11 protein-coding genes and 3 pseudogenes are annotated in these 15,848 nt (G+C 47.3%); 11 read left to right on the forward strand and 3 right to left on the reverse strand.

The window, feature by feature from the left end; translation table 11 throughout:
• Positions 1–12 precede the first annotated feature (12 nt).
• The 9 genes and pseudogenes from PPRES148_RS02035 (at position 13) to PPRES148_RS02075 (ending at position 9,601) form a co-directional block, all read left to right on the forward strand.
• Positions 13–1,095 carry an NADH-quinone oxidoreductase subunit D gene (locus tag PPRES148_RS02035; RefSeq protein WP_149454190.1) on the forward strand — a complete coding sequence of 361 codons (1,083 nt, stop codon included), beginning with the start codon at positions 13–15 and terminating at the stop codon, positions 1,093–1,095.
• On the forward strand, positions 1,092–2,075 hold the full coding sequence (gene nuoH, locus PPRES148_RS02040) for an NADH-quinone oxidoreductase subunit NuoH (RefSeq protein WP_149453004.1): 984 nt from the start codon (positions 1,092–1,094) through the stop codon (positions 2,073–2,075). Before PPRES148_RS02035 ends, nuoH begins: the two co-directional genes overlap by 4 nt.
• Positions 2,076–2,105: 30 nt before the next feature.
• Positions 2,106–2,516, forward strand: a pseudogene (nuoI, locus tag PPRES148_RS02045) (NADH-quinone oxidoreductase subunit NuoI); the annotation flags it as partial.
• A gap of 146 nt (positions 2,517–2,662) precedes the next feature.
• Positions 2,663–3,172, forward strand: coding sequence for an NADH-quinone oxidoreductase subunit J family protein (locus PPRES148_RS02050; protein WP_223127915.1), 510 nt, complete (start codon positions 2,663–2,665; stop codon positions 3,170–3,172).
• A 1-nt stretch (position 3,173) separates the two neighbouring features.
• Positions 3,174–3,470, forward strand: a pseudogene (nuoK, locus tag PPRES148_RS02055) (NADH-quinone oxidoreductase subunit NuoK); the annotation flags it as partial.
• A gap of 89 nt (positions 3,471–3,559) precedes the next feature.
• Positions 3,560–5,374 (forward strand): NADH-quinone oxidoreductase subunit 5 family protein, encoded by a 1,815-nt coding sequence (locus PPRES148_RS02060; RefSeq protein ID WP_187820392.1) that lies wholly within the window; start codon positions 3,560–3,562, stop codon positions 5,372–5,374.
• A gap of 10 nt (positions 5,375–5,384) precedes the next feature.
• The gene (locus PPRES148_RS02065) at positions 5,385–7,010 is read left to right on the forward strand and encodes a complex I subunit 4 family protein (RefSeq protein WP_149453009.1); all 1,626 of its coding nucleotides are present in this window, start codon (positions 5,385–5,387) and stop codon (positions 7,008–7,010) included.
• Between the two features lie 81 nt (positions 7,011–7,091).
• Complete coding sequence (locus PPRES148_RS02070; RefSeq protein WP_149453010.1) at positions 7,092–8,639, forward strand: NADH-quinone oxidoreductase subunit N; 1,548 nt, start codon at positions 7,092–7,094, stop codon at positions 8,637–8,639.
• Between the two features lie 719 nt (positions 8,640–9,358).
• Positions 9,359–9,601, forward strand: a complete 243-nt coding sequence (locus PPRES148_RS02075; protein ID WP_149453011.1) for a hypothetical protein — start codon at positions 9,359–9,361, stop codon at positions 9,599–9,601.
• Positions 9,602–10,187: 586 nt separating this feature from the next.
• Here PPRES148_RS02075 and PPRES148_RS02080 read toward each other — a convergent pair.
• Positions 10,188–10,439 carry a hypothetical protein gene (locus PPRES148_RS02080; RefSeq protein WP_149453012.1) on the reverse strand — a complete coding sequence of 84 codons (252 nt, stop codon included), beginning with the start codon at positions 10,437–10,439 and terminating at the stop codon, positions 10,188–10,190.
• 940 nt (positions 10,440–11,379) lie between these two features.
• On the opposite strand from PPRES148_RS02080, the gene PPRES148_RS02085 reads away from it, so the two are divergent.
• The gene (locus tag PPRES148_RS02085; RefSeq protein WP_149453013.1) at positions 11,380–12,582 is read left to right on the forward strand and encodes a CPBP family intramembrane glutamic endopeptidase; all 1,203 of its coding nucleotides are present in this window, start codon (positions 11,380–11,382) and stop codon (positions 12,580–12,582) included.
• 589 nt (positions 12,583–13,171) lie between these two features.
• Here PPRES148_RS02085 and PPRES148_RS02090 read toward each other — a convergent pair.
• Positions 13,172–14,360: pseudogene (locus PPRES148_RS02090) on the reverse strand (IS256 family transposase).
• Between the two features lie 390 nt (positions 14,361–14,750).
• Positions 14,751–14,900, reverse strand: coding sequence for a hypothetical protein (locus PPRES148_RS10530; protein ID WP_187820394.1), 150 nt, complete (start codon positions 14,898–14,900; stop codon positions 14,751–14,753).
• Positions 14,901–15,476: 576 nt separating this feature from the next.
• Between PPRES148_RS10530 and PPRES148_RS02100 the strand changes: the two genes are divergently transcribed.
• Complete coding sequence (locus tag PPRES148_RS02100) at positions 15,477–15,692, forward strand: hypothetical protein (RefSeq protein ID WP_149453016.1); 216 nt, start codon at positions 15,477–15,479, stop codon at positions 15,690–15,692.
• Positions 15,693–15,848 lie beyond the last annotated feature (156 nt).

A 15,848-nucleotide genomic window follows, 5' to 3' on the forward strand; every position in this document is an offset into this window, starting at 1 on the left:
CGTACGGAGGAAATGTTGCTCAACGTTGGGCCTCAGCATCCCAGTACCCATGGTGTTTTGCGGTTGCGGGTTACGATTGATGGCGAACAAATTGTCAAGGTTGACCCTGTGTTGGGTTATTTGCATCGTGGCACGGAGAAGTTGGCCGAAGATCTGAATTATACACAAATCATTCCTTATACAGATCGCATGGATTATCTATCGGCAATGACGAATAATTTTTCTCTCGTTCATTCTGTGGAGACCCTATTGGGTTTGGATATCCCTGAGCGGGCTCAGTACCTACGCGTTATGGTTATGGAAATGAACCGTATTGCAAGTCATCTTGTTTGGATGGGGACGTATCTTCTGGACATAGGTGCCATGAGCCCATTTCTCTATGCGTTCAAGGACCGTGAAGAAATCCTTGATATGTTCAATGAGTTGTGCGGGGCACGCCTCACTTATAACTACATGCGTGTTGGGGGGGTCAAATGGGATGCCCCCCCCGGTTGGGTAGAGAAATTGAGTGATTGGATCGGGAGAATGCAGAAGCGGATGGGGGAGTATCATCAGCTCATCACAGGAAATTCCATTTTCCGTCAGCGTACACAGGGTGTAGGTAAGTATGATCAGGGGACAGCTATTGCCTATGGGCTTTCGGGTGCCAATCTCCGCGTTACGGGGGTGGACTGGGATCTTCGGAAAACGCGCCCTTATTCGTTGTATGGAGGATTGGATTTTACCGTTCCCATAGGGAAAAATGGGGATCTCTATGACAAATACTTGTGCAGGATGGGGGAGATTGATCAGTCCCTTCACATTTTGGAGCAGTTGACGGGGCAATGTCCCTCTTCGGGCGCTTTCATGGCCAAGGTGCCCCGCATTTTGAGGGCACCCGAGGGAGAGGTTTATACAGGGATTGAGTCTCCGCGTGGCGAATTGGGATGTTATATCATTAGTCGTGGACGTGACAAACCCTGGCGTCTCAAGTTTCGTCGACCCTCATTTTACAATCTCCAAATTCTCCCTTATCTCCTGCAGGGGGAAAACCTGTCCAATCTTGTAGCGATCCTGGGTAGTATTGATATCGTACTTGGGGAGGTGGATGGATGATTGGTGATTTGTTGTATGCCGGTATTCTTCTTGCGGTTGTATTGCTGTTCGTTATGTTGGCCGTGTTGGCAGAGAGAAAAGTGATTGGATGGATCCAGCTGCGGCATGGACCCAATCGTGTGGGTCCCTGGGGGATGTTGCAAACGATGGCGGATGTGGGTAAACTTTTCTGCAAAGAAGATATACGGCCTGCCCAGGTGGATCCAAGGCTTTTTCGCTGGGCGCCCATTCTGGCTTTTCTGCCATCCTTTGCGGGGCTTGTGGTTGTCCCCTTTATGCCGCAGGGTATGAATGTCAATCTGTCCGCTGGGTTGTTGTACGGTGTGGCGTGGTCTAGCATTACCACCCTAGCGATCATTGTGGCTGGATGGTCCTCCAATAACAAATACGCGCTTATCGGTGCCATGCGTGCGGCTGCCCAGATGATTAGCTATGAAGTCCCCTTGTTGTTGGCACTCGCTGGTGTGGCACTGGGTGCGGGTAGTTTGCAGTTGGATGAGATTGTTAGAGCCCAGTCCTATGTCTGGTTTCTACTACCGCAGGTTGTTGGGTTTGCTGTGTTTTGTGTTTCCTTGTTAGCTGAGTTGCATCGGACCCCTTTTGATTTTCCGGAGGCGGAATCGGAGTTGGTGGCTGGTTATCATGTAGAATACAGCGGTTTCCGTTTTGCCCTTTTCATGCTTACGGAGTATGTTTACGTTTTTTCTATGGCTGCCTTAGCGACGGTTCTTTATCTTGGCGGTTGGGATTCTCCGTTTGGTGTGGGTATCTTGCCGCCTGCCCTTTGGTTTGGTTTGAAGATGTCGTCCATCCTGTTTGTGATTTTTTGGGTACGGGCTACCTGGCCACGTTTGCGTGTAGATTCCCTATTGCCGTTAGCATGGAAGGTACTCGTACCCCTTGCCCTGCTCAATTTACTTTGGGTAGCTGTTGCTAAAGAGATTCCTGTTTTGCGGTCGTTTTATGGGGCAGGGCAATGAAACATTCGTTTTCCGGGGAGGGGGGCTCGCATGTTAGGATTAGCAAAGGGAATGGCGGTTACCTTGCGTAATCTCGTTCGACCTAAGGTGACACACCGCTATCCCGATGCACCTATTCCCATGCCTGATCGTTTCCGAGGTATTCAGCACTTTGATCCAGAAAAATGTATCGTTTGCAATCAGTGTGCATTGGTTTGTCCCACCGATTGCATCACACTAACGGGAAGGAAGAGTACGGATCCGGAGCGCAAGGGTAAGGTTATAGAAACGTATGATATCCAATTCGAGACCTGTATCCTCTGCGATCTGTGTACGGAGGTTTGCCCTACAGAGGCAGTGGTTATGACCCACAACTACGAATTAGCCGTTTACGGACGGGATGAGTTATTCAAGGATTTGGAGTGGCTAGATGATAACAATACGCAGATTCGAAAGCAGAATTTGCCCGTTCCTTCTCCCGCTGCTGCTGCGATGGCAAAACAAATTGCAGCACGGAAGGCGCGTGTAGCTGCGGCGACGAAAGGGGGGGAGGAGGTGGATAAGGATCCTTCTCCTTGAACAATGTTGATGAGGGGGTGGGTTTGGGCTTGGATACAGGAAATGATATAGGCTCCACTATCGTTTTTTTTCTGCTGGCTATTTGGATTCTCGCTGGCGCTCTGTTTGCCATTCAGCTCAAACGCGTCGTTCATGTTGTGTTGGCCATTGCGAGTACCATGGTCGGAATCGCTGCGTTGTACTTTTTCCTCAATGCTATGTTCGTGGCGGTAGCCCAACTGTTGATCTATGCGGGTGCGGTGTCGGTACTGATGTTATTCGGTATCATGTTGACCCGTCACGAGGTGGAAGAGGATGGTGACTTTGTCCCCCATCCCCGATCCTTTTTCTATTCGCATGTGTTGTTGTTTCTTGTCATGATCTTATTGATCGAGCGTGGTAACAGCGGGGAGCTCCCTGGTGCGGGTCGAGAGGCGTCCCTTATGTCTATAGGTACACTTATTTTTCGTGACTATTCCCTGCCTCTGGAAGCCCTGTCCATTTTATTGTTGGTGGCTGTTGTTGGGGCCGTGGCTTTGACCCGTCCGAAGGAGGGATAGCCTGATGTTGGGGTCCTTGTTGTTTTTGTCTTCCCTGTTGTTTGTGGTGGGTTTGTACGGTGTGTTGGTAAAGAAAAATGCTGTTGTGGTTCTCTTTTCTCTTGAATTGATGCTCAACTCGGTTAATATCAATTTTATTGCGTTTGCGCAACGCGGTCCCATTGCAGGCGCGCAGGGTCATGTGTTTTCTTTGTTCTCCATGGGGGTGGCCGCGGCAGGAGCCGCGGTTGGTCTGGCTATCCTGTTGGCCCTTTATCGTCATACAGGGACGACGGATATAAGATCTTTTCGTGCCTTGGCGAGTAGGAAGCCAGTGCGCTTGCAGGGTGGTTTAGGTCCGGTATGGGCGGAAGAGAAGCAAGACAGTGGAGGGGGGGGAGGTACTACTTGAGTGCACCAATGGTAGGTACTATTGTGGCGTTGCCACTTTTGGTTCCTCTCTTGTTTTTATTGATGGGGGCGAAGTTGGCGAGAGGGGTGGCTGCGGGGGCGGGTGTTTTTTCTGCCGTCGGTTCGGCTGTTTTGGTGACGTGGTTGGCTTGGCAATATGGACCCTCATTGTCCGTTTGGAAGGCTAAGATGCCTTGGTTCCAGATAGGTCACCATTCCGTGGACTTGGGTTTTTTGATCCGCCCAACAACGCTGTGGTTGTTGCTCGTTGTGGCCTGGATTAGTGTATTTGTTCATGGGTATGCTTGGAGCTATATGAAAAATAAGTCGGGTGTGGGTTCTCGTTTTGTCGGTTTTTTTGCTTTGCTGGGGTTTTTCACAGCGTCTATGCAGAGTTTTGTTGTATCCTCCAATTTCTTACAGTTGGTTATGGGTTGGGAGGCTCTTGGTGTTGCTTCCTTTCTGCTCATTGGATTCTGGCAAGAGGAACAAAAGGCCAGACGGGCTGCCATCAAGGCTTTCTTAATGACCAGGTTGGGTGATATGGGTCTCTTGGCAGCATTGGGGTTGACATGGTGGTATTGGAAAACTTGGGAGATTGATGTGTTAGCGCAATTGGTGGATGGTGGTGCTTTGGCGGGTTCGTCTGTTACCCTTGTCGCCCTCCTGGTTGCCGTCGCCGCGTTGGCAAAGGCGGGTCAGATGCCCCTACATACTTGGCTCCCCGATGCGATGGTAGGGCCTACCCCTGTGAGTGCGTTCCTCCATGCGGCGACCATGGTGGTAGCTGGTGTTTATCTTGTGGACCAATTTTCCTTCCTTTTCTCCTCCGGGGATATGGCCAATATGGTATTGCTCTGGGCGGGCGCGGTTACAGCCATTTACGCATCCTTTATGGCCTGCCTGCAAACGGATCTCAAGCGTTTGTTGGCTTATTCTACCGCAAGTCATTTGGGTTTCATGTTTGCCGCTATGGGGCTACAGATGCCTGGCTATGCTTTTTTGTTGTTATGTGCACATGCCTCCTTTAAGGCACTTCTCTTCCTAATCGTGGGGGTGCTCCTTTCTTCGCAGCGGTTGAAAGGGGCCTGGACAATGAGTACGGGTATGCTGTTTACTTGGGTGGTAGGTGTTCTGGCTATGTGTGATTTTCCTTCCCTGAAAAAGGATATTTTGGCTGCTGCTTTTTCCCAGGGTGCTTCCCTTTCTTTTTATCTCCTCCTGGGCGCCTATGCGTTTACCTTTGGATATGTATTTCGTTTGGGGCTACAGGTTCGCCGTGTGTCGGCCTCCACCATATCCTCTGGGGGGAAGGTAAACCTTCCGGGCAATTCCATGGGGTGGTCCATTGTAGCATTAACCGGAGTGGTGGGGTTGGTTCAGGGCGTGCTTATCGCCTACAAGGGGGGTTTGTTTCATTGGTTGGAGGCTCGCCCCAATTCCCGTCTACCCTTTGCTTATCCTCCTAGCTGGTGGACTCCTGCTATGGTGGTGCTAGGTTTGGGCTTGGCGGTGTGCTTTGTGCGCATTTTGGGAAAAAAACAGTCCTGGTGGTGGGAGGATAGGGATCCATGGGATGCGGTGTACCGTGTGGTCGTAGTGGGTCCAGTCCGGGGGCTGGCACGGGGGCTGTTGTGTTTTGATCAGTTTGTTATCCATGGTGCCGTCCATTTTGTCAGTAGGGCGTCGATGGGCTTAGGACGGTGTGCTGTTGGATGGCAGCGGGGGCGATTGGAACGTTATCTCCTTGTTGCCGTGTTGGCATTGGCCGTATCTCTGCTGTTATTGCTATGGATAGGGATAGGGGGGTGAGTGAGGACGTATGGATCGTTCTCTCGTCGATGTTGCGGCCTGGAATCTCCCTACGTTGGCTTGGTGTATACCCCTATTAGGTGCTCTGTTCGTGTTCTGTTGTCCGAAGCGGTGGCAGGCTGTCCTGCATAGGGTGACTTCCTGTTGGATGTTGTTGCCGTTCTCTGTGGTCGCAGCCATGGCGATGGTCTTATTTTCCGCTGGTGCGGGTTTTTATTTTGAAAAGCAGTTCTTTTGGGATTCGTTGCAATTAGGAATTTCATCCCTTCCCATCACCTATCATGTGGGCGTAGATGGTATTAGCCTGCCGCTGTTATTGTTGGCTGTTGTTCTCTTTCCTATTGCGGCTATGGTTTCTCGTTCCGTACGCGGGGTTACGAGGGGTTATTATGGCCTGTTATTGGTTCTGCAGTCTTGTACGCTGGGTGCCCTAGTGGCGAAGGACGCGTTGCTTTTCTTCCTCTTCCTGGAGGGTACACTGCTCTGCATGTTTTTTCTGATCGGGAAGTTTGGCTATCTGTACCGCGAGAGGGCCGCCTTCACGTATTTGATTATGGGTGGGGTTGGTTCCCTGTTTTTCCTCATGGCCCTGTTCATGTTTCTGGTTTATTTTGAGAGCCTGGACATGGAAGTCATTTCTGACAAGTTACGCCAGGTTGCGGCCCTCAGGGGTGTACCCGAGTTACCCGAGCATTTGCGAGCGGGATACGAGGGGTTGTTGGAAACGTTTTTTTGGTTGGTTCTGATTGGTTTGGCTGTAAAGTTACCCGTCGTTCCTTTTCATACATGGATGGTGCGCACCCACATGGAGGCCCCCCTACCCGTGGTGTTGATTCACTCTGGGGTTTTACTCAAGTTGGGTGCCTACGGTTTTTATCGTTTCATTTACAATGCCTTTCCTACGATGTTAGATCGTTATTCCCATTGGCTTGTCATCGCAGGATTGGTCAACCTATTGTACGGTGCGTTCGTTGCGTTGTCGGCACGGAAGGTAAGGATGTTGTATGGTACGCCGGTTGCGTTGTCGGCACGGAAGGGTTTTTCTTGGTCCTCGCAGGGGGCTAGGAAGATCATGGCTTATGCTAGTTTGAGCCACATGGGGATCGTGTTGATGGGTATTGGTTCCCTCAACAGCATGGGTGTAGAGGGTTCTTTGTATCAGTTGGTGGGGCATGGCCTGACGGCAGCTTTCGCTTTTCTGCTGATTTTGTACCTTGAAGGGCGGTTGGAAACCACGTACCTACGGGAGTGGGATGGTCTAGGTGCAGCGTTGCCACGTTTTGCGGTGGGTATGCGCTTTCTTGCTCTTGCCTTGCTAGGTTTGCCGGGTTTAGCAGGTTTCGTGGGTGAGGTGTTGGTGTTTTCGGGTGTGATACAAACGTATCCCACGGTTTTTCCATGGGTCCTAGTGGGGTTTGTGTTGGCGGCGGCCTATGCTTTGCGACTGGCGGTGCGTCCCACGTTTGGTCGTCCTCCTGTAGTAAACCGAACCTATGGTTCGGACCTAGCCGGAAATGAGAGGGTCTGGTTGATGATTCTGGGTGGTTTGATCCTGCTGCTGGGTCTCTGGCCGGATCTGCTTCTTCATTGGTTTCGTCCCGTTGTCGAAACATTTTTTTCTCCAACGGATCGTTGATATGGAGATTCAACCCCCGGGGATGGTTTTCATTCCAATGTGAAGGGGGATTTCCTTTAGCTAAGGGGGGGTGGTTTGTACGTGAAGGGGTCTTGGTGGGATATTTCATGGCTCCATGTATTGTCGCCCTTGCTCGTAGTGGTGGCGGGGGTAACGCTTGTTTTACTGCTCACGTTGATGGATAAGCGTTCCTCCGGCCGGGGTACTGCGTTTCGTTGGGTTGGACTGAGTTCGTTGTTGTTCTCCCTGGGTCTTGTCCTAGCACGGAGTGGAGCTCCGATTGAGTCGATATTGGCTCGTTCGTATCGTTGGGACACCCCTACTATGGTTTTTACGGCCGCTCTACTGGTGATTGCGATCGTTTCCCTGTTGTTCTCTTTGCATGAGACCCTTGCGTGGGAAGGTGAATGGGTGGCCACGCTCCTCTGTGCGGTGGTGGGTGGTTGTTTGGCTATCGGGGCTACGGATTTCATTTCTCTGTTTGTCAGTCTAGAGTTATTTGGTTTGTCAACCTACATTCTGGTGGGTTTGCAGAAGGGAAATAGGTTCACCATGGAGGCCGCGTGGAAGTACTTGATCACAGGTGGTGTGGCTACGGCTGTTTTCTTGTACGGTGTTTCCTTTATGGTAGGTCCTGCAGGGGAAACGGGTTTCAGTTCCTTTTATACTTACATTTTGGTAATGTTGCAAAGCGGTGCTAAGGGTTCCATGGCTTGGATTCTGTTTTCTTTCTTTCTGATTTTCATTGGCTTGGCATTGAAATTGGCCCTAGTTCCCTTCCACCTCTGGGCCCCTGATGTGTATCGTGGTTCAGGTAGCCCCATGCTGGTTTGGTTGCTGGTGGGTGTTAAGGTTACTCTTTTGGCCGTTTTGTTCCGTTTGGCTACTTTGGTTTATCAGCCTGTTCTTTATCTCCTTTCGTTGTTGGGATATCGGATGGTCCCCTGGTTGATTTTCGGTCTGGCCCTGCTTACGATTCTGGTGGGGAATGTCGCCTCATTATTTCAGAAAAGGGTCAAGGGTGCGTTTGCCTTTGCTAGTCTTGCGCAGGGGGGTTACTTTCTTCTTCCTTTTTCTAATAATCAACCCATTTTTGAATCGGTTTCCCCCCTGGTTTTGCCAGGAGGCGTGAGTTTGCTGGTTTATGTGGTAGCATATGCCTTGGTGGTTTTTGGTGGTTTAGCGATCATAGAAACGGTGACGTCCGAGAGCGGTTCTGAAGATGTGGGGGCCTTTGCTGGTCTTATTCATCGCTCTCCCGTCATCGCCCTATCGATGACGGGTTTGCTGCTCTCTGCCGCGGGTGTTCCTCTCCTGACAGCGGGATTCTTTGCGAAATTCTATTTGTTGCTCAATGTAATGGAACACGATAGTTACCGTGCGATGTTGTTCTTGTTGGTTACACTTTTTTCCTATCTTGCCTACTTTCGTATCCTCCGGCAAATTTTCTTCCGTCGTTGTTCTGTTGATTTCAAGCGGATGAATGTACCTTGGAACCTCTCTTTTGTTATAACGGTTAGTGTTGCAGGGACGTTACTGTTGGGTTTTTTCCCAGGGGGTGTTAGTAGGTTTATCGATGCGGAGAATTGGGTTCGTTCGGGGTCTTTGGTTTCCAATGAATCTAGATAGGATTGTCCCCCTATCCTTTCATGGGTATTGTGATTTCCTCCCGAATATGGTATGAGGATAGTGACCCCCTTGTAGGATAGGTGGGGGTCTTTTTTATTTTTTTGTAAAAATTGATAGGTAAGGTGAATGGTGGTGTCCATTCGTTTGCGATTGTTAGGAGTTTCATCACGGCATGGCTTGGTGTCGGGGCCCCTTTTTTGTTCCCCTTGCTTCCTCTATGGGGAATCCATCCGTCTCCGTATCTATTTTTTCTTAATTATTTACCTATAATATATAATAAAATCCGGATTGGACCCGATTATCATATAGATTTATTCTTCCCTATTTTCCTTCTACGTAGAACCCCTTTGTTGGCCCTGTCTTGGCTTACTCTCGGTTGAAATCCCTTGCTGGGGGAAGATGATTTTTGTCTGAATTCTTGTTCTTTGTTGGGGCAGGGTGGACTTTCCCCTGGACTTCTTCCCAAGCCCCTTATTTTTCCATACCAATAGTATAATATTTCCTATTAAATTTAAAATTTATAGGAAAGGAACAACATTGTGGGTGATCGAAATTCCGGCTCTGTTCCCTAGAAACGTAAGAAGGATACGTGCTTTTTACAATACTATTTAAATTTATATAAAAATAGATATTTCGTTCAAGGATGATATTTTGCATTGAGTGAGGAAACCTTTTCAAGATTCCAATATGGTTCTATTTCCAAGGCTTTGTAGTGGTTCGTGGATCATGCGCGGGACCGCGCTATCGGCAGCGGCAGAGAAGCTTCAGAGGGAGTCCCGACGGTTTCTTCCGGTAGGGATGATTCGCAGAAACGGTTACAGGAAAGGAACAATACAGACAGGTTGCGGTTCCCTTACGATCCCCTTCCTGTCGTGTTGGGGCGCTATTATGATATTTCATATCCGAGTGCATGGAATCAACGTTTCCTACCTATGGTACAGCCCCCTTCAGGGGGGTTGTAGGTTCGTGGTTTTGGGACACTCATAGCCGTATCCATCGTCATGGGATTCGGAAACTGGTTCGCATTCAGGATCTTTTGTACTACGGAATCGATCCAGCCAGAATGCGTTTCAACCTGGTGCAGGGTTCTCCAAAACCTTCGTTCACGCGGTTTGCATACAACCTTTGATGACTACGGATGCCCATGTCGGACTTTGTACAGGCCATACCAAGAGAAAATATTCCCTTGTCTGATGGGCGGCAACGGTAGGTGTAGCCCATTGAATCCGGAATCTATGGAGGCGGCGGGTCTCTAGAGCAGGATCATCCCTTCAATCGCGGAGTGGGGATCCCTTTCAGAGAGAATTCGCGGGGGAGGGTTTGGGGTGGGAAGCCCCTAATCAGGAAATGGCCTATTAGGACGGCCGTGGGGATTCATCATGAATATTGTTCTTCCGGCTACCTTGGGGATGTTTCGGAAGGGATGGTTCCAGATTGCGATTCATCCTAAAAAGGTTCGCTTCCCTGAGTGCCCTCCATTCAACTCATTAATTATTAGCAATCAATACATATTATTTTTAAATACAATTAATATCAGGAAAAACCAAATCAACTGATTTTTAATTCACACACCAGCACCATATCTTGATTGGAAATCCGGATAGGCCCCCGCTGATTCGGGGGCTTCACTAGGGACTTTTGACCCGACACCCACTGTTCCCTCTTTGGCTGCTGCTTTCTCCCATTTCCTTGTTGTTCAGGGTTCTGCTGTCTTCTGTTGCCTTTTTGGTATACCTTGCCGTCCCGATTTTGCTGGTCGGTCTCCTGTGTGGTTATATGTACTCTTTCTTGCCGTTCCATTCTTTCTATCTCCCTTTGTCCGTGTGTGGCTTCCATACTTTTGCTGTTTCTTTCCTTACTGGTGATGGCCCCGGGTGCTTTTAGTGCCTCTTTCCTTTATTGTCGTCCCAGTTTTGCTGGCTCGATGATCTCCGTTGGCTATGGTATTAGAGCCTATCTGGATCATATAGAAAAAATTATTTAAAATGATTAATTTATTATTAAAAATGAAAATATGGTAATTAGACAAGCAAAATATAATTATAGAAAGTAAATAAATGTTTAATGAACATAATAGTTAATTCGATCCATCCTTTCCTTAAGTTGCCAATACATATGACCCTGTATTACAATCTTTTCTGTGCCTGTTCCTTACATTGTTTGGGTGTAGTATATTGGAATAGTAAGTAGCGAGGGGGTCTCCGCTGTTCATAGCGGGTAGATGAATGGCGACTCTTTAGCATGGATTTTTTTATAGGAATCGGGTGGGCGGTGACGTATTAGAAAACGAATAAGATGCTTGCTAGGGAGCACCTATCCGATGACTGTAAAATTAAGGATCATGGTCCCCTAGTTTGATAGTTATTAAGAAAACAACAAAAAAATTAGGTCATTAGCCCCTCTTCTGGGGTCTCCGCCGTTCATAGCGGGGACCCTTTTGGGGTTGAGCCCCTCCTACTCCTACAAATCGTACGTGACAGCCCTCCGTTATACGGCTTATGATAAGGTTCAATTGTCCCAGGGGGTGTGGGCCTTTTGTGGAATTTTGTCGTTTCCCTTTTGGGCCGCTTGCTCTTTATCAAATCCCCTCTTATAGGATATAAGCAACCTAGATGAGCCAGTTTCATATTAGGGTGAGAATCCTTCCTCGCTCCTGGTTCTGCCATTCATCAAAGTGCCTATTTTGCAGTTTCTTCATTACATATTGCTGAGTATGGTAGCAAGGGAGATATAGGAACCCATGTTTGAATTGATAATACCTTTTGTTTTAATTTTACCTATATTGTTTTTTGTAAGATTCGATCGTGCTTACTATCAAAATATGGTATTGTTAGGAAATAGTCCCCATCATAGTAATTTTATTTTCTGGGGCAATAAGATAACCAGCGTTTTTTTGATGATCCTTTATGTTTGTGGAGCATTAGCCGGCGTGTTTCTCCCATTGAATCGTTTTATGTATGATATACTTGTCTTCCTTTATCCGTTATTAGGTTTGCTCTTAGTCTGGACAGCCTTTCCGGAACGCATCATGCTTAAACTGGGCTTAAACCCACAGCGATATATTCATTCTACCGTAGTGATGTTTGGCGTTCTGCAGCTGATTTCTTATGTTATCGGAGTAGTATTTAGCATGGTTACATTTTCAAAATTTGTTGAAAAAAAATATCCATATCTGGGCTTTTTGGACTTTCCAATATGGGTTCAGGTTTTTGCTTATGGACTGATCTTGCTTTATCTGTTATCAGGCCTGTTCCTGGTGTGGCCAGCTTTCCGAAAATACGTCATGCTTAAATTGCATTTGGACCCACAGAGGTATATTCATCGCGTCGCGGTATGGTGGATGTTTTATGTCTTTATAAAGTCGCTAATTGTCAATAGTTTTTTTTTCCCGACCCTCCCTAGGGATGTAATGTCAGATGTGGAATTCTCCCGTTTGCTTGAGCTGTGCATAGATGTGATTACTGCCATACTGGCTGTGGGTGGGGGTGTTACCCGTAGTTGGCAAGAGACGTGGGCTCGCTTAGGACTGAACAAGAAACCAACCTGGGCAGGCTTTGGGGTGGTTATCGGTTTGTATTTTTTGTTACAGGCGGTATCATGGTATTTCCTGCCTGATTCTGATTCTGAGTCCGGGCCTTTCCCCACGTTAACTTGGGTTGGCATTCTCCTCCTGGGGATTGGCCCAGGGATTGGGGAAGAACTCTTTTTCCGCGGTGCTCTCCAACCGCGTGTAGGGATATGGATCACGAGTATCTTGTTTACTTTATGTCATACGCAGTATGAATGGAATGGACTTCTCGATGTCTTTCTAGGTTCGCTGCTATTGGGTTGGGTAGCACGCCGGTATTCGATATGGTTGTCGATAGGTATCCATATTCTCAATAATATTGTTTATGCAGTGTTTTCCTATCCGGGGTCTCCGCTGTTCATAGCGGGTGGATGAATAACAACTTTCCAGCACGAATTTTTTTACAAGAATCGGATGGGCAAATGTGTTTATGGGGTGACGCATTTAGAAAACGAATGATATGCTTGCTAGGGGTGTCGGGTCAAAAGTCCCTAGTGGGGCTGGGGCTCCCGAATCTGCGGGGGCCTGTTCGGATTCCTGGGACCGTGCAATTTCTTGTGGGGAATGTCCTATCTATGAATCTAGTCTCACCTTTTGGTAAAGCAATTGGGTAACATAAATAATAACATTTTATCATGACACTGTTCCTGTTTTTGTATCCCCAGGGGATTATTACCTTATATTTGTAAAGGTTCCTTTAATCATTAATTTATTGTAAATTCAGAAAATAATGGGCTGGACAGGACTCTACCATTGCGGGATTCAGGGGTGTAATGGATATTGAGATGGGGCGGATACCCAGTCTGATGCTGGAAGGATCGAGGTTACCACGGAACTAGGCAGTGGGATTTTTGAGGGGAGGAATATGGGGTCTCCGTTCCGTGGGAAAACCCGCCGTAGGGGGGAGTTGCCTGGGGAAAAATCGTCGTGGCGTCTTAGACGGTTTTTCCCTGAAAGGTGCTAGCTAAAAATCAATGGTATGGACATCGTCCATGCAACCATTCCCTTGTTCCGTGCATAAGAGGGGATGAAAGTCATAAGCTGTGGCGGGGAGAGGTTCCCCGTTCGAAATTTCGGACGTATAATCAGCAGGGATAGCAAGGAGATCTTCGACAGGCAATGGGTTGGGGTTTTCTTTTTGTTTCCCCACCCAATAGAAAGCGGTAAGCATCAATTTCTTCATCGCTACCTCAAGACCAACGAATCCACCTTTTTTGCTATTCGTTCTCTCACGAAACAAAGCATTCAGCGATTCCGTGTAGTTCGTGGACAGTATATAGGGCAGAAGTATGGGGTTTTGGGTTATGGATGCCGCTTGTAAGCTCAGGGAGATTTTTTTAGGACTGAACCTTTCCCATGCTTCGCATGTTGCCTTATTTCCAAACCGATACTTCTCTGCACACTCGGACCACCGTTCTAGTGCCTGTCCCGTATCCCCAGACCGTAAGACGTAAGAAGCGTCCTTAGCCATTCCCTTCTTCATACTTTTAGGAGCTGCATTCATGATGTTACGAATCGCGTGAACGTAACACCGTTGGTGAACCGTATGGCGAGGAAAATGCTTGCATACAACTAAGGGAAAAGCCCTATGCCCATCTGTGGTAACGATACATATATCGTTGACATTCAGGCCCCGTTCCTTTAGTTTCCCTATATGCTGATCGTAGGATTCAATATTCTCATCAGGCGAGGGGGTGATTCCTATTATATCCCGCCGTGATACCCGTGTTGACTGCGATCGCCTTCGAAACATAACGACCCTCCTCCCGAATGGGAACAAAGAGGGTATCTATGCCTATGGCTGTATATACTGTCATGCTAAGATCCCTTTCGAAATATCGTATAGCATCGTTGTAATAGGGTTGCAGCCACTGCGAAAGCGTTTCCGGGGGCGTCCGAAGGTTGAATCCTTCCTCCAGTAGTTTACTACTATTTCGCAAGGAGAGGCCCGGAAGATAAAGATGATAAATGAAATCTTTGAGGGTATTCTTTGCACTCTGATAACGTGGTAACGAGTACGCTGAAAATTCCCATCTTGTCCTAGGAATCTCTAGATCTAATTCCCCAAACAGTGTGCTATATCCGCGATGATAGACCCCATTCCCCTCATCCTGGAGATGTTCCAGACGATGGAGGGTTCGAGCTACACGCATGCGTAAGTTACATAGGTCCTCGACAACAGGTTTCCAATTCTTTGGGTCGGTTAGGGAGTCTATCTCTGGTGCTACCGCGAAAAAAGGTATCAAACTTATTAAAATATTTTTGTAGATTAAATGATGTGTTTAGGAAATGTTTATATTGTTAATGGATATAAAAACAGTCTGTCTGGGTATTTCCGGCGTAAGTTCTTTGGGGTGGAAAGGTACCCCTTTCTAGGGGATTGCACCTGAAAATTTCGTGCGATCGGTTATTTTTTGTTGAACCACCGAAATCACCGTGGAATCATAGGAACCGGTTCCTATCTCGCCCCTTTTGCGCACACTAAAGAAACCGACATGAAGTCGAATTTTATTTTTTATTTAAATATTATTATATATTAAACTCTATGTAGTTATGGGTGATCTTATCCTTATCTTCCTGATCTTCTTTTGAAGATAACGAACGGCCTGGGAAGATCCTTTTGCCATCATGGCCCGTGCCACCCTCGTCTTACCACGCACCTTCATTTTGGCTGCCTGAAAACGATTCTTCATAGAAGAACAAACCCCTTCCACAGCTGCACGACGATTACTCGGAAAAATAATGGGGGAGAATGTAATTAGGGTCAATTTAGATTTTATTACATATTAGATTTAAATAATTAATAAAAAAATAGATTCAGAGACAGGTCATTAGACGACGCGGGGAGGACAAAAAAGGGCCCTTGCGGGGCCCTGACACCAAATTTGGGATGCAACCGTTTGTATTGTTGACTAAGTATTTCATCTAGGTTACAATCGCGCAGGTTTCGTTCCTCCTTTGGATGGGTTTCTTCATATGGGAGGAGGATACACAGCTAAAGAGGGAGGGAGGACAGGGAAGTTTTAGAGTGCAATGGGTAGGGAGATTTGGATTGTGTGTTCTTCTTTAGTTTTCAACTTTGAGTAGGGTTTGTGAAAGGTGTTGTTTGTGGGGTCGTTTGAAGGTTGCCCTAGGTGTTTCGAGTTTGTGTTTCCTTAGGATTGTTTTATACTTGGCATAAGTTTAAAATTAATAGAAAAATCTTAGTATTAAAGAAAATAACAAATACATTTTATAGAAATAGAGAAGTCTAGGGGTGTATAATAACCATGGAGAAATCATCTAAATTGTATGGCAAACTGCTAAAGGTTGTCGCATATTTGTTTCTATCCATAACTGTTTTTTCCTTCGTACCTGATGCATCGGCAGGGTCGAAATCGGGTGCAGATTTTGGAGAAATTGTCAAGGGAATAGGTACGGTGGTGAAGCTTGCGATCAAGGTTTGGGTCCTTGTCAGAGATTGTTCATGGTGCCCATGGAACTGATATCTAAACCTATAGGGGATCCACCCGGCACTTTTTCTCGATGGTAGATGTTCTATCAAAAAATAGGTTCCTGTTATAGGAACGAATCTTAGCTGAATGATCGGACCCGGAGATTCAATCCCAGGAATGAGTTTTTGGAACGGGTCCACTCTCTCT

Source organism: Pasteuria penetrans (genome assembly GCF_900538055.1).
Lineage (GTDB): Bacteria > Bacillota > Bacilli > Thermoactinomycetales > Thermoactinomycetaceae > Pasteuria > Pasteuria penetrans.

Bases quoted from the DNA above. Each gene is read 5' to 3' on its own strand.
- PPRES148_RS02085 (WP_149453013.1), top strand. From the start codon at position 11,380: ATGTTTGAATTGATAATACCTTTTGTTTTAATTTTACCTATATTGTTT.
- PPRES148_RS02035 (WP_149454190.1), top strand. From the start codon at position 13: ATGTTGCTCAACGTTGGGCCTCAGCATCCCAGTACCCATGGTGTTTTG.
- nuoH (WP_149453004.1), top strand. From the start codon at position 1,092: ATGATTGGTGATTTGTTGTATGCCGGTATTCTTCTTGCGGTTGTATTG.
- PPRES148_RS02100 (WP_149453016.1), top strand. From the start codon at position 15,477: ATGGAGAAATCATCTAAATTGTATGGCAAACTGCTAAAGGTTGTCGCA.
- PPRES148_RS10530 (WP_187820394.1), bottom strand. From the start codon at position 14,900: ATGAAGAATCGTTTTCAGGCAGCCAAAATGAAGGTGCGTGGTAAGACG.
- PPRES148_RS02080 (WP_149453012.1), bottom strand. From the start codon at position 10,439: ATGGAACGGCAAGAAAGAGTACATATAACCACACAGGAGACCGACCAG.
- PPRES148_RS02065 (WP_149453009.1), top strand. From the start codon at position 5,385: ATGGATCGTTCTCTCGTCGATGTTGCGGCCTGGAATCTCCCTACGTTG.